Here is a 19,588-nt window from a genome sequence, read left to right as displayed (position 1 = left end):
TCCGATGAGCTCTTCGTCGCTGCACCGCCTGATGTGGCGCGCACTAGCGACATTGGCTGCGATCGTGCTGGTTGCCCTCGTGCTCGACCTCGTCGGAATCGACGACACCCCGACCGACCGCACGAGCCTGGCCAGCAGTCTCGTCGTTCTCGCCGCCGTCGTTGCGGGCGGAGCTCTGGGTGACCGGCGGCGCTCGAGACAGGTGAGCTCCGCCCCAGCCGACCCGGCGTAACCCTCAGGAGCCGAGGCTCAGCAGGCGAACTGCCGCCGGTAGTTCTGCGGACTCACCCCACGCACCCGCACGAAGTGGTGCCGCAGCGTCGCTGCGTTGCCGAAGCCGACCTCGGAGGCGATCCACTCGACCGGCTGGTCGGTGCGCTCGAGCAGCTCCTCGGCGGCGGCGACGCGCTGGCGGGTGATCCAGGTGTGGGGCGTCGTACCGGTCTCGTCGCGGAAGCGGCGGGCGAAGGTGCGCGGGGACATGAGGGCGCGCTTGGCGAGGGCCTCGACGCCGTGGTCCTCGTTGAGGTTCTGCGAGATCCAGGTGAGCAGCGGGCCGAGGGTGTCGGCGTCGCAGTCGGGGACGGCGCGGGCGATGTACTGCGCCTGGCCACCGTCGCGATAGGGAGGTACGACGGCCCGGCGCGCCACGGTGTTGGCGACGGCGGCGCCGTGCTCCTGGCGCCAGATGTGGAGCGCGGCGTCGAGGCCGGCGGCGCTGCCGGCGCCGGTGACGACCTGACCGGCGTCGACGTAGAGGACCTCGGGGATCACCTTCGCGAGCGGGAACTGCGCCTGCAGGCGCTCGGTGTGCATCCAGTGCGTCGTGCACTCGCGGCCGTCGAGGAGGCCGGCCTGGCCGAGGATGAACGAGCCGCTGCACACCGACATCAGACGGGCGCCGCGCTCGTAGGCAGCCTGGATGGCGGCGATCACCGCCGGGGAGGCCTCGACCTCCTTGATGGCGGGGATGCCGACCAGGTCGGCCTCGGCGACCCGGTCCAGGCCGTGCTGGGCCTGCATGGTGAAGCCCATCGAGGTCTGCAGCGGGCGGTCGTCCTCGGCGCACACCGCGAAGTCGATCGGCGGGACGCCGTCCTCGGTCCGGTCGATGCCGAACGCCTCGCAGAGGATGCCGAGCTCGAAGGGGGCGACGCCGTCGAAGGCGATCACCGCGACGTTGGTGAGGCTCACCCGCCCACTGTCGCACCCCAATGGCAGGAAATCAACGCAGCACGGCTTTTCTGCCACTGGTGGCAGGATTCCGACAAGAGCATGATTTCTGCCATGACCACCGCACTCATCCTCCTGATCCTGATCGCGGCCCTCGGCGTCCTCGTCTCCTGGGTCCGCCACGACGGCATGAGCACCCCGCGCCGTGCCGCCTGGTTCGACTGAGGTGTCGAGGCTCGCTAACTCGCACCTCGACCACCGTCCGATCCCCACCCCCCGAAAAAGCCAGAAGCCCCGACCGGATGGTCGGGGCTTCTGTGCTGCTTGCTAGCGGCTGATCAGCAGATCAGTTGCCACCGGTGAGCTTCTCGCGGAGCGCCTGCAGCGCCTCGTCGGAAGCGAGCGAGCCGCCGCCGCTGGTGTCCTCGGCCGGAGCGGAGGAGTACGAGCTGGCCTCGCCGGCCTCGATCTCGGCCTGCTTGGCCTCGGCCTGCTGCTTGACGTGGGCCTCCCAGCGGGCGTGCGCCTTGGCGTACTGCTCCTCCCACTTCGCACGCTGCTCGTCGTAGCCCTCGAGCCACTCACCGGTCTCCGGGTCGAAGCCCTCGGGGTAGACGTAGTTGCCCTGCTCGTCGTAGGTCGCCTCCATGCCGTACAGCGTGGGGTCGAACTCCTCGACGTCCACCGCGGCGGTCGTCTCGTTGGCCTGCTTGAGGGACAGCGAGATCCGACGACGCTCGAGGTCGATGTCGATGATCTTGACCATGACGTCGTCGTTGACCTGAACGACCTGCTCCGGGATCTCGACGTGGCGCTCGGCCAGCTCGGAGATGTGGACCAGGCCCTCGATGCCCTCCTCGACCCGCACGAACGAGCCGAAGGGAACGAGCTTGGTGACCTTGCCGGGGACGATCTGGCCGATCTGGTGGGTCCGCGCGAAGTGCTGCCACGGGTCCTCCTGCGTCGCCTTCAGCGACAGGGAGACACGCTCGCGGTCCATGTCCACGTCGAGGACCTCGACGGTGACCTCGTCACCGACGGTGACGACCTCGGACGGGTGGTCGATGTGCTTCCAGGACAGCTCCGAGACGTGGACGAGACCGTCGACGCCGCCGAGGTCCACGAACGCACCGAAGTTGACGATCGAGGACACGACACCCTTGCGAATCTGGCCCTTCTGGAGCTGGGTGAGGAAGCCGTGGCGAACCTCGGACTGCGTCTGCTCGAGCCAGGCGCGGCGCGACAGGACCACGTTGTTGCGGTTCTTGTCGAGCTCGATGATCTTCGCCTCGAGCGTCTGGCCGACGTACGGCTGCAGGTCGCGGACCCGGCGCATCTCGACGAGCGACGCGGGGAGGAAGCCCCGGAGGCCGATGTCGATGATGAGGCCGCCCTTGACGACCTCGATGACGGTGCCCTCGACGACGCCGTCCGCCTCCTTGATCTCCTCGATCGTGCCCCAGGCGCGCTCGTACTGGGCGCGCTTCTTGGACAGGATCAGGCGACCCTCCTTGTCCTCCTTCTGGAGGACGAGAGCCTCGACCTTGTCGCCCACCTGGACGACCTCGGACGGGTCGACGTCGTGCTTGATCGACAGCTCGCGCGAGGGGATGACGCCCTCGGTCTTGTAGCCGATGTCGAGCAGGACCTCGTCACGGTCCACCTTGACGATGGTGCCGTCGACGATGTCGCCGTCGTTGAAGTACTTGATGGTCTGGTCGATGGCGGCCAGGAAGTCCGCCTCCGAGCCGATGTCGTTGACCGCGACCTGGGGCGCGTTGTCGTCGTAGTGGCTCGAGAGCGGGGTCGAGAGGGTGCTGGTCATAGAGAAGGACAGTCCTTGGATGGGCAGATGTAGGTTGGAGCCGGGTCCCGATCGGGGCACGGGTCAGCGTCCTGTGTGGACACAGACATTCCAGAGTACCCGTCCCGGCGTACGCCGGTCCAACTGGCGGCACTACGCTCTCCCCCGTGCAGGAGTGGCCGCAACGCCCGGTGACCGCCCATCGACGCGACGCCGACGAGAAGGAGTCACGCAGCGCCAACAGCGCCGACTGGGACCGCTACGCCGATGAGTACCAGGCGACCCACGGCGAGTTCCTCGGCGACGTCGGCTTCCTGTGGGGCCCCGAGGGCCTGACCGAGGCGGAGGCCGGCATCCTCGGCGACGTCCGCGACCGCGACGTGCTGGAGGTCGGCTCCGGCGCCGGGCAGTGCTCGCGCTGGATCCGCAGCCGGGGCGGGCGGGCCTTCGGCCTCGACCTCTCCCACCGCCAGCTGCAGCACTCGCGGCGGATCGACGAGATGAGCGGCGTCGCGGTCCCCAGCGTCCGGGGTACGGCGACCCACCTCCCCTTCGCCGACGACAGCTTCGACATCGTCTTCTCCTCCTTCGGGGCGCTGCAGTTCGTCGCCGACATCGACCGGGCAGTGGCCGAGACGGCGCGGGTGCTGCGCCCGGGCGGCCGCTACGCCTTCTCGATCACCCACCCGACGCGCTGGATGTTCCCCGACGACCCGACGACCGAGGGCCTCACGGCGTCGCAGTCCTACTGGGACCGCACGCCCTATGTCGAGGTCGACGACGAGACCGGCACGACGTCGTACGTCGAGCACCACCGCACCCTCGGCGACTGGGTCGCGCTGCTGGCCGGCCACGGGTTCCGGCTGACCACCCTGCTCGAGCCCGAGTGGCCGGCCGACCACGAGCGGCTGTGGGGCGGCTGGTCGCGCGAGCGCGGTGTTCTCACACCCGGTACCGCCATCTTCGGATCGGACCTTTGGTCCCGGGTGGACTAGTCCACCCCGGCCAGCCGGCCTGCTTCCGTCCGGGGGGTCTTTGCCGCCGTTCGGCCAAAGCGCGCCGCCGCCGGTGTTCCCGCCCCGCACGGGGCGCCCATATTGGCCGCATGTCGGGAGCACACCTGCGCCGAGCGGCGCTGTCACTGACCACGCTGGCGACAGCGGGGACCTTCGTCCTCGCCGTCCCGGCCACCTCCGCGACGGCAGCGCCGCTGCCGGCCACCTACACCGGGACCGCCCACGGCGACCTCGTGTACGTCGGAGCCGACCTCGGCCTCCTGGGCAGCCTCGCCCAGGTGCCCGTCGGGCACAGCCACACCGACGTCGACAGCAGCCGCGGCGGCAACGACGTGACCGCCCAGGCGGCCAACGTGGACGCCGACCTGCTCGGCGGCCTGCCGATCACGGTCGACAGCATCGGCGCGGTCGCCGCGCCGGACGCGCCCTCGACGGGCCAGGACCTGCTCGCCGTCCCGCTCGCGCCGATCGCGGCAGCGACCGTCGTCCACGGCCAGGTGGAGGCCCACTACGCCGGCGACGCGGCCTGCCCGGCGCTCGCGGGCGGAGCGCGCCTGCTGGGCAGGGCGGAGGCGAGCACCGCCGGCCTCACGCTCGTGAACCTCGCCGGCATCGGCTCCGTCGCCCAGGTCGGCGCGGTCGACTCGGTCTCCGAGACCGCGCTGGTCCCCGACGGCACCGGCGGCGACGACGTGGTCTCCACGGTGACCACGACGGTCGGCGACATCTCCCTGCTCGGCGGCGTGGTCACCATCCACGTCTCCGACGACGTGGTGACGACCGCGGAGTCCGACGGCACGACGGGCACCGCGAGTCGCAGCAACTACACGGTCGTCGTGAGCGTGGGCGGCTCCCAGGTCGCGTCGATCCCCTCGACCGCCACCTCCCCCGTCGCCATCCCGGTCGACCTCGGCATCCTCGGCACCTCCGTGGACCTCTCGGTCGGCGTCGGCACCTTCACCGACTCCTCCGCGGCCGCCAACGGCGCAGGCTCGCAGGACGCCGTCGTCGGGGTCAGCCTCCAGGTCACCACGGCCCTCGCGACCCTCGCCGACGTCGACCTGGCCGTCGGCGCCGGCGACGTCGCGGCCGCCGCACCGAACGGCGGGGTGGAGTGCACGCCCGTCGTGGCCACCGACACCGACGGTGACGGCCTGAGCGACGCCGACGAGGCGACGTACGGCACGGACATCAACGACACCGACAGCGACGACGACGGGATCTCCGACGGCGACGAGGTCCACACCTGGACCACCGACCCCGCCGACGCGGACACCGACGACGACGGCCTGACCGACGGCGACGAGCTCGACACCGACGCCGGCGGCCCCGACACCGGCACCGGCACCAGCCCGACCGACGCCGACACCGACGACGGCGGGGTCAACGACGGCACCGAGGTCACCAACGGCACCGACCCGCTCAACGGTCTCGATGACGACGACCGCGACCTCGACGGGCTCAGCGACGCCGACGAGGCGACCGCCGGCACCGACCCGGACGACCCCGACACCGACGACGACGGCCTGACCGACGGCGCCGAGGTCACCACCCACCACACGGACCCGACCGCGGCCGACACCGACCAGGACGGGCTCGCTGACGGCGCCGAGGTCAACACCCACGGCACCGACCCGCTCGACCCCGACACCGACGACGGCGGCGCCACCGACGGCGCCGAGGTCGACAACGGCACCAACCCGGTCGACGACCCCGCCGACGACCTGCCGTCGACCGACGGCGACGGCGACGGGCTCACCGACGCCGAGGAGGCCGTGCACCAGACCGACCCGGCCGACCCGGACTCCGACGACGACGGCCTCTCCGACGGGACCGAGGTCAACACGACCGGCACCGACCCGAACGTGGCCGACACCGACGGCGGCGGCGTGAACGACGGCGCCGAGGTCGACAACGGCACCAACCCGGTCGACGACCCGGCCGACGACGTCGCGGCGACGGGCGACGCGGACGGCGACGGCCTGAGCGACGCCGACGAGGCGACCGCCGGCACCGACCCCGACGACAGCGACTCGGACAACGACGGTCTCTCCGACGGCGCCGAGGTCCACACCCACGGCACCGACCCGCTCGACCCCGACACCGACGACGGCGGCGTGACCGACGGCGCCGAGGTCGCGAACGGGACGAACCCGGTGGACGCGCCCGCGGACGACGTACCGAGCAACGACCGGGACGGTGACGGCCTCACCAACGACGAGGAGATCACCAACGGGACCGACCCCGACGACGCGGACTCCGACGACGACGGCCTGACCGACGGCGCCGAGGTCAACACCCACCAGACGGACCCGAACGACACGGACACCGACGACGACGGCGTCGAGGACGGCGTCGAGGTGACCGACGGGACGATCCCGACCGACGCGGACTCCGACAACGACGGGCTGAACGACGGCGCGGAGAAGGCCGCCGGCACGGACCCGCTGAAGGCGGACTCCGACGGCGACGGCCTCACCGACACCCGTGAGCTGAACGGCCCGACCGGGTGCAGCACCGGGCACACCAACCCGTTGCGCAAGGACACCGACGGCGACGGCCTCGTCGACGGGCCCGAGGTCAAGGGCATCAACGTCAAGCAGGTCGTCTTCACCAACCGCGGCAAGCCGGTCAACGGCAGGTCGATCGGCGTCGTGCGGACCAACCCGTGCGCCAAGGACACCGACCGCGACGGGCTGAGCGACCGCCAGGAGGTCGTCGGCACGAAGATCAACCAGCGGGTGAAGCGCACCAAGAAGTACGGCGGCTGGTACCTGCTGACCACGCGCAAGTCGAACCCGACCAAGAAGGACACCGACGGCGACGGCCTCGGCGACAAGGTCGAGGTCACGGGCAGCGCGAACTGGCGCTACAGCAAGCACCGCTCGGACCCGACCCGCGCCGACACCGACTGGGGTGGCGCCAACGACGGGCGCGAGATCCGGATCAAGGCCGACCCGACCTGGGCCGCCTGATTCGCGCTGAGCGCCAACTAGGGTGGCCGCGTGGATGCGGAGGAGATCGCACGTTCGGCTGCCCTCGAGCGCAAGCACTGGTGGTACGCCGCCCGTCGCGCCCTCGTCCGTCGCACCGTCCGTGACTGGCCCGCCGGTCGTGCGGTCGACGTCGGGTGCGGGATGGGCGGCAACACCGTCGTCCTGCGCGAGATGGGCTGGCAGGCGATCGGGGTGGAGTACACCTCCACCGGCGCGGACATCGCCGCGTCACGCGGCATCCCGGTCGTGCAGGGCGACGGACGGGCGCTGCCCGTCGCCGACGCGTCCGTCGACCTCGTCATGTCGACCGACGCCTGGGAGCACATCGACGACGACGTGGCCGTCGCTGCGGAGACGGCGCGGGTGCTGCGTCCCGGCGGCCGGGTGCTGGTCGCCGTACCGGCGGGCATGGCGCTGTGGAGCGGGCACGACGTGGCCCTGGGCCACGTCCGACGCTACGAGCGCGACCAGCTCGCCGACCTGGTGCGCGGCGCCGGCCTGGTGATCGACGACCTCTGGTCGTGGAACGTCCTGCTCCGGCCGGTCGTGCGGGCCCGGCGACGCAACAAGGACGCGCCCGAGAGCGAGATGGAGGCGGTCAACCCCGTCCTCAACGCCGGCCTGCGCGCCGCGGTCGGGATGGAGCGGGTCCTCCCCCTCAAGCGGCTGCCGGGCGTCAGCCTGGTCGTGGTGGCCCACAAGCCGTGACCGGGTGGGTGGCCGATCCGGGCATCGGCTGGCGGATCCTGCTGACGGCGCGGCTGGCCGAGCCGCCCGACCGCGCCGACGTCGGCGACCGGCTCGCGGCGATCACCGCGGCGCAGGAGTGGCCCGCTCCCCCGCCGCTGCGCGTCCGCGAGGACCTCGGGGCGCTCCAGCGCGAACTCGTCGACGCCGACCCGGCGCCACTGCTCGTGGGCGTGTCCGGTCGCCACCTCGTGCTGTCCGCCCACCACAGCGCCGTCGACGGCCTCGGCCTGCTCACCCTGCTCGAGCGGCTCGGCGCCGGGCCGGTGCGCTCCGGCGCCCGCGGCGTCGGAGCCCGTACGACGACCGGTGGCGCCGCGCGCACCACGACCCGGCGGCTGCGGGAGGCCCTGCTGCACCCGCCGGCCCGGGTGACCCCACCCCCGGGGCGCGTGACCGGCACCGGCGACGTCCTCGTCGAGCGCACCCTGCCCGGGACGCACCGAACAGCGGCCCTCGTCGACGCGGCGACCCGCGCGGTCGTCGCGCACGAGCGTGCCTGGGGCCGGTCGGCGACCCACGTGGCGATCGCCGTCGGCGCCGTGCGCGACCAGCCCACCGGCGCCGGGGCGCCCGTGGCCGACCGCAGCGTCCTGCTCCGGCTCACCGACGTCGAGCAGCTCGACGCCGAGGGCATCGCGGCGGCGCTCGCCAGCGCGCCGGTGCAGACCCCGCCCGCCGGCGGGGGCAACCCGCTGCTGGCCCGCGCCGCGGCCGCCGGCCTCAGGGCGCTCGCCCCGCGGCTCGGCTCCACGCTGCTGGTCTCGCACCTGGGCGAGGTCACCGCCCCCGGCGTACGGGCCCTGTCCTTCCACCCGGTGACCGCAGGCGGCACCGGGCTGTCCCTCGGGGCCGTCGGGCACGACGGCACGACGACCCTCACCCTGCGCGGGCGGGCGTCGTCGTGGAACGACAACGGCCTCGAGCAGCTGCTCGAGGCCGTCGTCTCCCTCCTGTGAAAAGAGGAGTCCCTGGGGGCGCTGTCAGGCGTTGACCAGCGTCTTCTTCTCGTCGGCGCCCGCGTGGCGGCGGGCCCGGGCCTTGCCACCCGCGACCAGGCCACCGGCCAGCAGGGCGAGGCCGACCAGCACGAGGAGCAGCGGGAACAGGAAGTGCAGGCCGCCCAGCAGCATCGCGTTGGTCTTGGCGCCGGTCTCGTCCTTGGTGCCGTTGACCAGGTCGTCGACCTGCTGGTCGGTGTACTGCACGGTGGCGTTGAAGACCGGCACGCTCTGGCCCTCGAAGCGCAGCTCCTGCAGGCGCTCCTCGACACGGTCGACCGGCGAGCCGGTCTGCGGCTCGACGAAGAACGTGCGGGTCATGCCGTACCACATCTCCGCCTGGACGCCCGGCTCCGAGGAGCCGAACATCGAGCCCGGGACCTCGCGGGTCTCGACCATGGTGGGCTCGATGGTCTGGACGAACTTGTAGACCTCGAGGCCGTCGATCTTCTCGGTGCCCTCGAACTTCGCGGGCACCGACTTGCCGACGGTGCCGTCCCAGACGCCGTAGTCCTTCTTCTCCGTGCCGAACGGGAACTTGTAGACCTGGCCCTCGCGAGCGGTCGGCTCCTCGGTGGTCTGGTCGTCGTCCTTGACCTCGGTCCACGACTCGCAGCCGTCGCAGTCCGACGCCGCGCCGCTGACCGCGTCGAAGGGCGCCCGCTCCCGCGTCTGCTGGAAGACCGAGCCGTCCTCACGCTTCACCGTCGTCGAGTTGACCCAGCTGACGACACCGTCCGGAGCCTTGGGCTCCTCGTAGGCGACGGTGTACGAGCTGATGTCCAGGTCGTGCGTCTCGGCCTGGTAGGTCTCGAAGTTGAGGACCTGAGCCCCCTTCGCCTCGAGCAGGGTGGTGCCCTCGTAGTCCGGCGGGACGGTGGCCAGGGTCGGGTACGCGTAGAACCGGACCAGACCGGCCGCGACGATCATGAACACGCCGAGCCCGATGGCAACGGCCGCAATCTTGCTGCGCATGGACAGCACCTCTCAGACGGCCACGCGAGCGTCGCGTGGGTGGTGGAGACCGGACGACGTGGCGCCGCCGGTGAGCATCTCGGTGATCATTTCGGTGGTGAGGTCGCGAGCGTCCGCACGCATCCGCGACCAGTCGAAGCGGGCCGCCCACGCCAGGCAGGCAGCCGCTCGGCGGACCCGCGTGGACGGGTCCGGGGTGGTGACGAGCGCGTCACCGAGGGCGGCCGCGAGGCGGTCGACGACGACCCGGTGGTCGGCGTCGTCGGGGACCAGCCAGCCGGACTCGCCCGGCAGGATGGAGTCGCGCAGCCCGGGGACGTCGCGGGCGACGGTCGGCACGCCACGGGCGGCCGCGTCGATGACGGCCTGCCCCCAGCCCTCCGCGTCGGAGGCGCACACGTGCACCGACGCACGCGCCAGGACGGCGTGCTTGCCGGCCTCGCTGAGGTAGCCGTGGAAGGTGACCCGGTCGGCGATGCCGAGGTCGGCGGCGCGCGCCTCCAGCCGGTCCCGGTCCGGGCCCTGGCCGACAACATCGACGTGCAGCTCCCGCCCGGCGAGCTCGGCGCTGTGCTGGGCCCGGGCGACCGCCTCGAGGGCGAGGTCGACGCGCTTGTGGGTCACCAGCCGGCCCAGCACGGCGATCCGGTCGGCGTCCTTCGCGACGGCCCGCCCGGCGTCGTACGACGGGAGGTCGGCGCCGTTGGCCAGGATCCGGATGTCGCCGGTCCAGCCCAGCTGCTCGCGCATCTCGGCCGCGGTCGACGCGGAGACCGCGGCGACCGTCCGGCGGCGGTAGACGCGCCGCATCAGCACCCGCTCCAGCCAGCGCGCGAGCGCGGCGGCCGGGGCCGGCAGGTGGGCGGTGAACTGCGCCTGGTGCACGTGGTGCACGACGAGCAGCACGGGCGTCGAGCGGCGCAGCACGAGCGGCGAGAACGACGGCAGCCCGCAGGACGGGTCGATGACCGCGTCCACCTCGTCGCGGTGGCGCAGCAGCCAGCCGAGCGCGAACGGGATGAAGCCGCTGCGGCTCCCCCCGCGCACGACGGCGATGCCCTCGCGGTCCTCGGCAGCGGACTGCCCGGCGTCGCGCGCGGTCAGGAAGCGTACGTCGGCGCCCGCCTCGCGCAGCGCCCGCGCGAACTGCCACGCGTAGATCTCCGCACCACCGGCCTGCCGGTGGTCGAGGTCGCGCCAGTTGACGACGACGAGGCGCCGGCCGGTCAGCGTGCCCGCCGTCACCGGTGGCTCCGCGGGGTGATCGAGGCCAGCACGGGGACGGCGACGACGGCCGGCAGGGCAGCGACAGCGGGGAGCGGCATGGGGGACCGCGTGGTGCTGACCGCCACCCTGCCGGGGCCCGACGTCTGCAGGCCGCGGGTCGACCACGCGATCCGCGCCAGCTCGGCGAAGGCACCCGCGCCGTGGCGCACGGGGACGAAGGTGGAGCCGGGCACGTCGACCCAGCTGACCGGGATCTCCTCGATCCGCGCGCCCGCCGCCCGCAGGCGGACGAGGAGCTCGACGTCGAAGGAGAAGCCGGCCGTGTCGAGGTCGCGCACGGCCTCGCGGACGAGGTCGCCGCGGAAGACCTTGAAGCCGCACTGCGTGTCGGCGATCCCGGGCACGAGCCGGCCGGCGAGCCGGCGGTAGACCGCGGCACCCCGCGACCTGGTGCGGCAGTGCCGCTCCTCGGTCTCGCTCCCGGCGAGCGCGCGCGAGCCGATGACGACCTCGGCGCCCAGCAGCACCCGGCGCCACGCGACCTCCAGGGCGTCCAGCCCGGTCGCGCCGTCGGCGTCCATGAAGCACACCAGGTCGGCGTCGGTGGCCAGCAGGCCGGCCCGCACCGCGGCGCCCTTGCCGCGACGGGTGCAGCGCACCACGCGCACGGGCAGCGCGGCCGTGCTCGCCGCACGAGCCACCTCGGCGGTGGCGTCGCTGCTGGCGTTGTCGACCACGATCACCTCGACGTGGCCGAGCACGCCGCGGTGCGCGGCGGCGTACCGGCGCAGCTCACGCAAGGTGCGCGGCAGGCGGCGCTCCTCGTTGAACGCCGGAATGACGATCTGCAGCATCGGACCCTCCCAAGCCGTCTGCTCAGACGTCCCCCCTCCCAGAAGGACGTATGACGAAGCCGCCCGCCGTCACGAGGGACGACGGCCGACCAGACGGGCTACTGGTCCGAGTAGCTGTACAGCTTGTCGTTGCTGACGGGCTTGTGGTCGTTGTTCGCGGCGTTGACGCCAGCGACCAGGACAACCGTCGAGGCGAGCGCGCCGACGATGGTCGAAATGATGATGTTCATGCGCAGGTCCCCTCCCAAAGACCAGCACAGAGCGCCACTTCCCCCCATGTCCATCATGTGGTGTGACGCCCGTTACTCCCTGGTCGGAGTATCCATGTCACGGCAACCAAAAGCAAAAGAAACGCCAAACCGTGACCGAAAGCCACGAGGATCTCCTGCCATCGGGCCATCCCGGGCCGCACGTCCGTCTCCCCCGTCGCCACCGGCCCGTCGGCGGCGAGGTCGAGCAGGGTGAGCCCGCCGGCGTCGTAGCGCACCGGGGCGTCGGGCGTGTCGACCGCGCCCATGCCCTCCTCGACCAGCACCCAGCGCACGCCCTGCTCGCGCAGCGCGGCAGCCGGGTCCGCCTGGTCGAGGGCCCGCGAGACGGCGACCACCCGCGGGTCCTCGGGCGGCACGACGATGTCGGTGAGCCGCACGCTGTCGTCGACCAGCACCGTGCCGGGCAGGAACCGGGGCGCCGGGTCGAGGACGGCGCGGCGGTGGTTCCAGTCGAAGCCGCGATAGGACCCCGCCCACGGCAGCACGACGGTCACGTCGTCCGGGCCGACGATGTCGGCGACGTCCGCCCACGCCCGCGGGTACGACGACCGCTGGATCTCGCCCCCACCGCCCCAGGCCAGGCTCGGCAGCAGCAGGACGGGCGCCACCACGAGGAGCGCCACACCGCTCCAGAGCGCACCCCGACCGGGCCGTACCTGGGCGCGGACCAGCGTGACCGCATGGGCGACGCCAACCGCCAGCACCAGGCCCAGCGGGGCGAGGAAGCGGTGGGAGTCGCGCAGCAGCGCGACTCCGGGCACGGCCGAGCCGAGGCCCTCGAGCAGGGCTGCGCCGGGGCCCACGGTCGGCAGCAGCGCGAGCACCAGCGCGGCTCCCCCCAGGCCCAGCCAGCGCACCCGGTCGGGCGCGCCCCGCCACAGGCCGCCGAGGGCGGCGATCGACAGCAGGCAGGACAGCAGCACCAGCACGGCGCTGGTCCGCTCCCCCGCGAGGATCGACGTCTTCCAGATCCCGCCGAGCGACAGCAGGCTGGCGAGCGTGCCCGCGCCCGACTCGGCGCGAGCCGCGAAGCCGGCGAACACCCCGTCGGTGGACACCCGGACCGCGTCGGCCGTGAGCGCGGGCACCAGCCAGGGCAGGTTCGCGACCACGGCCACCAGGGCGACGCGCCACCAGCCCCGGCGGTCACGGGTGAGGCCGAGCACCGCGAGCACGCCCACCGCCATCACCCCGCTCGAGGGGCTGCACACGCCCGACAGGACCAGCACGATGGCGGCCGGCGCCAGGTTGCCGGGGTCACGTGGGTCGCGGCGCAGGCGCAGGGCGGCGAGCGCGACCCAGGGCAGGAGCAGGTAGCCCAGCAGGATCGCCCACTGGCCGATCAGCAGTCGCTCGTGCACCCACGGGTTCCAGCAGAACAGCGTGATGGCCGCGGCCCGGGCGAACCACGCCTGCTCGCGCACCAGGCGCGCCACACCCAGCCCGCCGGCGAGGAAGCCCCCGAGGAGCAGCGCCTTCTGCACCAGCGCCCCCGGGATGACATACGACGCCAGCGAGACGAGCGCGTCCATGGGCACCGCGCGCGGGAGCGCCCCGTCGAGGCCCAGCCAAGCGGGCTTCCACGGCTGGTCGGGCACGAAGACCATGTCGCCGACCAGCCAGAAGCCGCTGCCGAGCAAGAGCGGGCCGAGCACGACGAGAGCGACGGCACCGGTCACGGCGAGGTCGGGCAGCTGCTTCCTCATGGTTCGCCCCTCATGGTCGCTCCGGCAGGCCCACGGCGACGTCGGTGACGCACACCGGCACCGTCCCGTCGCTCCACATCGCCACCGACGGGACCGAGCCGGGCAGGTCGGGCAGCACCAGCCAGGCCTCGTTGGGCCCCCGGCGCGCGAGGAACCGCTCCGACCAGTCGCCCGCCGCGACGGTGACGGTCGATTCGGCGTCGCTGTAGTACTGCACCCGCATGACGAGCCGGCCCTCGACCGGCAGCGCGAAGCGCACGGAGGTGGCCGCCGAGGTCACCTCGTGGCCGCAGTCGCCGTCACGCCCGGGCACGGCGTCGACCGTGCCGTCGAAGGTGACCGGCCGCAGGTGGCCGTCGGGACCGACGACGCGCAGCCGCGGGCTCGGCTCGTCGAACGCCGGGTGCTCGGGCAGCGGGCCGAAGATGTGGGAGTAGCGCGAGTCGTCGCCGACGAGCGGCAGGACGAGCTCCGCAGGCGCGAGCTCGTCGAAGACCACCTGGGTGGGATCGGCCGCGAGGTCGGCCCGGAAGGCCTCGACGAACGCACGGTCGGCCTTGTTCTGGAAGTGCGGCACCAGCAGTGCGGTGCCGAAGCCCGCCGCGAGCGCGTACGCCGCCACCACGCACCCGGCCCCCACGACGCGGGCCCGGACGGTCGCCAGCCGGACCAGGCCGAGGCCCGGCGGGCCGCCGCGCAACGCCAGCGCCGCGCAGACCACCGCCGCGTGCGGGATGTCGGAGGAGTAGCGCGGGTCGAGGCCGATGACCGCGCCGAACGCGGCGCGGCCGCTCAGCAGCAGCGCGGTGTCGGCGGCGACGTAGCCGAGGAGCACGGCGAGCGCCCACCGCCGGGCAGGACCGCCGCCGCGCAGGAGCAGCGCGAGCACGACGGCGGCGAGCAGCAGGCTCACGACCGTCACCCACGTCGCCGGCCGGACGGCGCCGCCGTCGATCTCTCCGGTCCACGGACCGCCGGCGAGGCCGGGGACGGCGCTGCGACCCAGGAATGACCACGTGACGCCGAGCAGCTGCCTCGGCGTACCGCCGCCGCCCTCGACCTGGGTCAGTCGGGAGTGCGCCACGAGGAAGCCGCCGACGAGCGCGACCATGCCGCCCCAGAGCCAGGCGTGGTCGCGCAGCGCCGCCCTCACCCGGCGCCAGCCGGTCGCCCGGTCGGCCAGGGCGACCGCGACGCCGAAGACCAGCGGCGGGATCAGGACGGAGCGCTCGTGCCAGAGCAGGCCGACCGCGGTCACCAGCAGGATCGCCAGCACGTGGCGGACCGGCGCGCCCTCCTGCTTCCACCGCACGAGCAGCCACACGGCCGCCAGTGAGCAGGTGACGTGCGGCCACAGGAACATCGACGCGCTCCACCACAGCGTGGAGACGAGTGTCAGCGGGGTCCACGCGAAGACCGCGAGCAGCACCACCCGCGACCACCGGTCCGGCAGCAGCCGGCTCAGGATCAGCCACGCGAGCACCACGGCGAGCAGGTTGACGAGCAGGATGCCGACGGCGAGCACCGGCCACTGGTACGGCGCCCCGTGGGCCACCACCCACAGCGTGAGCTGCTGCAGCGGGTTGACGTGGCCGGCGAAGTCGCGGACGAGGTAGTCCCACGTCAGGTCGGACTCGGCGGCCCGGCCGGTCATGTAGAAGTCGTCCTGGTTGAAGTAGGAGCCGGCCAGCAGCCAGCCGCGCACGAGCGCCGTCACGGCGACGATGCCGAGCGCGGCGAGTCCCTGCGCGCCGCGCCAGGCGGTGAACCTCCGGCCGGTCACGAGCCCACCTCCGCCCGGTGGCGGGGGCGCCGTGGCGCGCCGAGGACCAGGCCGGCGACGAGGCCGACGGCCGCGGCGGCGGACAGGTCGGCGAGGTCGGCAACGACCCGGGCGCTGGTCCACGCGTCGAGGACGCCCGAGGCCAGCACCAGCACGCCCGCCGCGACGCCGAGCGCCACCGGGCGGCGGACCAGACCCCCGACCAGCAGGCTCCCCGCAAGCAGTCCCAGGGCGGCCACCGGGCCGAGCAGCAGGACCGCGGCGCCGAGGGTCGCCAGCCACGCCGGCAGGCGCCAGGGCTCCGCGTCCGGCCACGGCGCAGGCTCCGGTGCGGGTGAGGAGCGCCGGCGCCACAGCACGAGGACCAGCGCGACCACCCCGGCGACCAGGACGCCGCCGCTGACCGCCAGCCCGGCAGGCAGGGCGACGTCGTACACGCGCTCGGGGGTGTAGCGCAGCTCGACGTCGACCGCGCCGCCGGCCGGCAGGAGCCAGCCCTGCTGCCAGCCGTCGACCCGGATCGCCTGCAGGCGCCGGCCGTCGACCTCGGCGACCCAGCCCTCGTTGAAGTTCTCGGGCAGGTGGAGGACGGCGTCGGGGCCGGCCGCGACCTGCGCCGAGCGGTGGGTGCTCCCCCACCGCGTCACCTCGACGCGGCGGCCCGCGGCGTCCGCCGCGGCAGCGGTGTCGTCCGGCACGACGGCCAGGTCGAGCACCTCCATCTCCGCATTGGGTACGACGGCCAGCCGGTGCGCTCCCGCCGCGAGGTCGACGTCGCCGCAGGCCTCGAGGGTCATCGGGCTGCCGTTGGCGATGTCGGCCATCGTGCCCGTCACCCTGGTCCTGACCACGCGACCGTCCAGCTCGATCTCGGGGCCGAACCCGCAGATCGCGCCGGTCGGGGTGTCGGCGAAGAAGGGGCGGACGACATTGGCGCCGACGAGGGACACGTCGGGAACGACGACGTGGCCGAAGCCCGGCTCCTTCTCGAAGCGGATGGTCAGCCGGCGGGTCCGGATCCGCTCCTCCAGCTCCTGCTCCGCGCCGGTGCCGAGCTCGATCCGCTGCGGCTCGCCGTCGTCGCCGGTCACGACCGCCGTTCGCGGCTCCCCGGGCAGGCCCGCCCGGGCGACCGTGAGCGCGCGGATCGTGCGCGGGCGCCGCCACTCGAAGATGAGGGTCGGGTAGAGGTCGGAGTCGTCGGAGACCCACGCCGTCGAGGGCTCGCCGTCGTGCGCGAACCGGCTCGAGACCTTGGGGTCCTGGCCGAAGGCCGACGTCGCGCCCACCGTCAGGTCGGGGTCGAGCGGCTCCAGCAGCCGCGCCGCCTCCGGCGTGCTGCGGGCGACGACGTGGCCGCTGATCCGCACGGCTGCGCCGCCGTCGGTCGTGAAGCTGCGGTCCATCCCGCCGCGCTCCTCCGCGCCGCGGATCCGCGCCACGTCGCAGTCGGGGCGCCCGAGCGTGATCGTGCAGGCACGGCGGCCCGGGACGGCCGAGAACACCAGTCCCGCACCGTCGGGAACGGTGCCGGGGAGGACGAAGGTGCGCGTCGGGGTGCGGTCGTCGAGGCGCACCTCGCGCAGGCCGACCCGGGCCGCCCGCGCGTCGGTCGCCGCCTCCACGACGCGGACCTCCACCCGGTCGACCGGGCTGCCGTCGAGGCGGACGCGGACAGGGACCCCGTCCGCACCGACCCGCGCGCGGACCCGCTGCTCCCCCGCGACGACCTCGATCTCCCGGATGGGTACGACGAACCGGTCGTCGGCCACCGGGGTGACCGTGACCTCGTGGACCGCCTGCTCACCGTCGAGGTCGAGGCGCAGCCACTGGCGGTCGGCACGTCCGATCCCCGAGCTGACCCACCGGGTGTCGATGTCGCCGTCGACGGCCGCCTGCGGGCCCGACTCGACCATCACCGGGCCGTAGTTGTCGGCGTAGCCCTGCGCGCTCGACGCCGAGACGCCGGCCAGCCCGTCGTCGTACCCGGCGACGACGGGGGCCTGTGACGGACCGGCGGGGAAGTCGTGGACCGCGCGCTCGACGCGGTAGTCGTCGCGCGGCCCCATCAGCACCGACAGCGGCTCGTCGTTGTTGCCGAAGGCGCGCTCGCGGCGCTGGTCGCCGTCGGTCACCACGTCCGCGGCCGCGTCCCAGCCCGGCTCACCCTCGAGCACCGTCGCCCGGCCCGGGGCGAGCACGCCGGTCCCCTGCAGCGCGAGCACGCTCTCCGGCGTCCCGCGGACGGTGACCACGTCGTCGGCATCGGTCGCCTGGAGGAGGTCCTGGCGGTGCGGCACCCCGAACACCTCGACCGCCGCCGCGCCGCCGCTCGTCGTACCGAATCCCGCGAGGCGCTCCAGGCCCGCCCGCGCGAGCGACACGGCCGCGCCGCCGGGATGCGGCGAGCGGGTCTGGGCGCGGAGCAGGTCGCGGCGCAGCACCACATGGGTGATGCCCACCCGGGCCAGCTCGTCGGCGAGCGCCTCGGTGGCCCGACCCGTCGCGATGGTCTGGTCGAGCGCGGAGAGGTAGCGGATGGTCTCACCCGGAACGAGCGGCACCTGGGTGCGCGAGACCACGTCGGTCCCGCCGAGGATGGCGAGCGGCTCGTCGATGGTCCAGCCCCAGTCCTGCTGGGCGAAGCTGGAGCCGGGTACGACGAGCACCCGGCCCGCGTCCTGCTCGGCGAGGAAGCTCCGGGCCTGCTGCCAGGGCGCGTCGATCGCTTCCCACCCGGGTGTGCGGGTCTGGTTCAGCAGCAGCGGCTGGCCGAGCACGGCCACCAGCAGGAGCGGCACCACCAGCAGGGCGCGGTGCGCGCCGGCGAGACGGGGCCGGCGCGCGACCAGCAGCGCCACACCGCGCTGCGCTGCCGTCGCGAACCCGATCGCCACCGGCAGCCGCACCACCGGGTCGATCTTGTGCACGTTGCGGAAGATCTGGAGCGGGCCGTCGAGCAGCGTGCGGACCGGGTCGGCCAGCGGCGAGCCCGCGACACCGCCGTGCGCGACGGTCAGGCAGCCCAGGCCCAGCAGCGCGGCGAGCAGGAGCGGGCGGCGCAGGTCGCTCTCGACGAGTACGAGGCCGGCCAGCCCGATCGCGGCGACGGCAGCCGCCACGACCACCAGTAGCGGCTCGTTGGCGAGGTGGAAGGCGGCCGGCCACCAGGGCTGGTCGCCCGAGAGCAGGTAGCCGAGCCACGAGGAGTCACCGCGCACCGACTCCGACCAGCCCACCAGCGCGGTCGTGTCGCCCGCGCTCTCGACGTACTCGTAGAACGGCGGGGCGTAGCGCGCCAGCAGGAGCAGCGGGACCGCCCACCACAGGCAGGCGGCGCCGACGGCCGCCGCCCAACCCGCGGCGAAGCGCCACCCGGCGAGTCCCCGGTGCACGCCCCAGACGACCAGGATCGCGGCGAGCGGCAGCGAGCCCGCGGTCTCGACCGCGTTGACGCCGCCCATGCACACGACGGCGGCACCGCTCAGCAGCGCGGCCGCGGGAGCGCCGAGCCGGCCGCGGAGGTGTAGGACGACGGCGAGCACCAGCCACGGCATCACCGCCCCTGGCAGCGACTCGGCCGTCTGCACACCGACGGTGCCGAGCAGGCGCGGCGAGAACGCGAAGACCGCGCCCGCGAGCACGGCCGCGAGCTCGCCCAGGCCGACCGCCCGGGCCACCCGGCGCGCGCCCTCGCAGGCGAGGACGAGGATCAGCGCCGACCACAGCCGCTGGCCCACCCAGTCCGGCACGTGCAGCAGGTCCATCAGCACGAACCACGTCCCCTGCGGGAAGAGGTAGCCGTAGGCCTGGTTCTGGAACTCGCCGAAGTTCGACTCCGGGTGCCACAGCGTGAACGCGCCCGCGAGGAAGTCGCCGGGGCGCTGGGTCAGCTCGGCCCGGGTGTCGTAGGTGGTCGCGCCGGGCTGCTGGAGCAGCATGAGCACGGCCACGACGGCATACAGCGTCAGGGCGATGCCCCGTGCCGTGCCGCGCTGCGCGTCCGTCTCGCTCATCCCACCACTCCCGTCGCC

General features: G+C 73.6%; 14 protein-coding genes. 5 read left to right on the top strand and 9 right to left on the bottom strand.

The genetic code is table 11. From position 1 onward, the window contains the following. Window positions 1-4: 4 nt before the first annotated feature. On the top strand, window positions 5-232 hold the full coding sequence (locus BJ993_RS20625; protein WP_179650929.1) for a hypothetical protein: 228 nt from the start codon (window positions 5-7) through the stop codon (window positions 230-232). A 17-nt stretch (window positions 233-249) separates the two neighbouring features. Here BJ993_RS20625 and BJ993_RS20620 read toward each other — a convergent pair whose 3' ends face one another. Further along, entirely contained in the window at window positions 250-1,194 is a 945-nt protein-coding gene (locus BJ993_RS20620) for a helix-turn-helix domain-containing protein (RefSeq protein ID WP_036542521.1), read from the bottom strand. Window positions 1,195-1,519: 325 nt separating this feature from the next. After that, window positions 1,520-2,998 carry a 30S ribosomal protein S1 gene (gene rpsA, locus BJ993_RS20615; protein WP_036542519.1) on the bottom strand — a complete coding sequence of 493 codons (1,479 nt, stop codon included), beginning with the start codon at window positions 2,996-2,998 and terminating at the stop codon, window positions 1,520-1,522. A gap of 146 nt (window positions 2,999-3,144) precedes the next feature. On the opposite strand from rpsA, the gene BJ993_RS20610 reads away from it, so the two are divergent. From BJ993_RS20610 to BJ993_RS20595, 4 genes are all read left to right on the top strand, one after another. Then, window positions 3,145-3,972, top strand: coding sequence for a class I SAM-dependent methyltransferase (locus BJ993_RS20610; protein WP_308645656.1), 828 nt, complete (start codon window positions 3,145-3,147; stop codon window positions 3,970-3,972). Window positions 3,973-4,082: 110 nt separating this feature from the next. Next, the gene (locus BJ993_RS20605) at window positions 4,083-6,968 is read left to right on the top strand and encodes a thrombospondin type 3 repeat-containing protein (protein WP_179650925.1); all 2,886 of its coding nucleotides are present in this window, start codon (window positions 4,083-4,085) and stop codon (window positions 6,966-6,968) included. Window positions 6,969-6,998: 30 nt separating this feature from the next. Further along, window positions 6,999-7,697, top strand: coding sequence for a class I SAM-dependent methyltransferase (locus BJ993_RS20600; RefSeq protein WP_036542512.1), 699 nt, complete (start codon window positions 6,999-7,001; stop codon window positions 7,695-7,697). After that, entirely contained in the window at window positions 7,694-8,695 is a 1,002-nt protein-coding gene (locus BJ993_RS20595) for a hypothetical protein (protein WP_179650923.1), read from the top strand. Before BJ993_RS20600 ends, BJ993_RS20595 begins: the two co-directional genes overlap by 4 nt. A 24-nt stretch (window positions 8,696-8,719) precedes the next feature. Here BJ993_RS20595 and pgfA read toward each other — a convergent pair whose 3' ends face one another. The 7 genes from pgfA to BJ993_RS20565 all read right to left on the bottom strand — a co-directional run bounded on the left by pgfA (window position 8,720) and on the right by BJ993_RS20565 (window position 19,570). Continuing rightward, window positions 8,720-9,712, bottom strand: coding sequence for a cell envelope lipid trafficking protein PgfA (gene pgfA / locus BJ993_RS20590; protein ID WP_179650921.1), 993 nt, complete (start codon window positions 9,710-9,712; stop codon window positions 8,720-8,722). Between the two features lie 12 nt (window positions 9,713-9,724). Further along, window positions 9,725-10,957, bottom strand: coding sequence for a glycosyltransferase family 4 protein (locus tag BJ993_RS20585; RefSeq protein WP_179650919.1), 1,233 nt, complete (start codon window positions 10,955-10,957; stop codon window positions 9,725-9,727). Continuing rightward, the gene (locus tag BJ993_RS20580) at window positions 10,954-11,793 is read right to left on the bottom strand and encodes a glycosyltransferase (protein ID WP_179650917.1); all 840 of its coding nucleotides are present in this window, start codon (window positions 11,791-11,793) and stop codon (window positions 10,954-10,956) included. Before BJ993_RS20580 ends, BJ993_RS20585 begins: the two co-directional genes overlap by 4 nt. Before the next feature lie 98 nt (window positions 11,794-11,891). Beyond that, a complete protein-coding gene (locus tag BJ993_RS26120) occupies window positions 11,892-12,023 on the bottom strand; it encodes a hypothetical protein (protein ID WP_257026939.1) in 132 nt (43 codons plus the stop codon). 53 nt (window positions 12,024-12,076) lie between these two features. After that, complete coding sequence (locus BJ993_RS20575) at window positions 12,077-13,771, bottom strand: MmpA family trehalose lipid delivery protein (RefSeq protein WP_179650915.1); 1,695 nt, start codon at window positions 13,769-13,771, stop codon at window positions 12,077-12,079. A gap of 10 nt (window positions 13,772-13,781) precedes the next feature. Next, on the bottom strand, window positions 13,782-15,554 hold the full coding sequence (locus tag BJ993_RS20570; RefSeq protein WP_179650913.1) for a hypothetical protein: 1,773 nt from the start codon (window positions 15,552-15,554) through the stop codon (window positions 13,782-13,784). Beyond that, the gene (locus BJ993_RS20565; RefSeq protein WP_179650911.1) at window positions 15,551-19,570 is read right to left on the bottom strand and encodes an alpha-(1->3)-arabinofuranosyltransferase domain-containing protein; all 4,020 of its coding nucleotides are present in this window, start codon (window positions 19,568-19,570) and stop codon (window positions 15,551-15,553) included. The genes BJ993_RS20570 and BJ993_RS20565 overlap by 4 nt, the downstream gene beginning before the upstream one ends. Window positions 19,571-19,588: the final 18 nt, after the last annotated feature.

Source organism: Nocardioides aromaticivorans (assembly GCF_013408525.1).
GTDB lineage: Bacteria > Actinomycetota > Actinomycetes > Propionibacteriales > Nocardioidaceae > Nocardioides > Nocardioides aromaticivorans.
This window is presented reverse-complemented; position numbering and strand designations above follow the sequence as displayed.

Coding starts and splice junctions, on each gene's coding strand:
- BJ993_RS20565 (WP_179650911.1), bottom strand. CDS start 19,570: ATGAGCGAGACGGACGCGCAGCGCGGCACGGCACGGGGCATCGCCCTG.
- pgfA (WP_179650921.1), bottom strand. CDS start 9,712: ATGCGCAGCAAGATTGCGGCCGTTGCCATCGGGCTCGGCGTGTTCATG.
- rpsA (WP_036542519.1), bottom strand. CDS start 2,998: ATGACCAGCACCCTCTCGACCCCGCTCTCGAGCCACTACGACGACAAC.
- BJ993_RS20575 (WP_179650915.1), bottom strand. CDS start 13,771: ATGAGGAAGCAGCTGCCCGACCTCGCCGTGACCGGTGCCGTCGCTCTC.
- BJ993_RS20625 (WP_179650929.1), top strand. CDS start 5: ATGAGCTCTTCGTCGCTGCACCGCCTGATGTGGCGCGCACTAGCGACA.
- BJ993_RS26120 (WP_257026939.1), bottom strand. CDS start 12,023: ATGAACATCATCATTTCGACCATCGTCGGCGCGCTCGCCTCGACGGTT.
- BJ993_RS20580 (WP_179650917.1), bottom strand. CDS start 11,793: ATGCTGCAGATCGTCATTCCGGCGTTCAACGAGGAGCGCCGCCTGCCG.
- BJ993_RS20605 (WP_179650925.1), top strand. CDS start 4,083: ATGTCGGGAGCACACCTGCGCCGAGCGGCGCTGTCACTGACCACGCTG.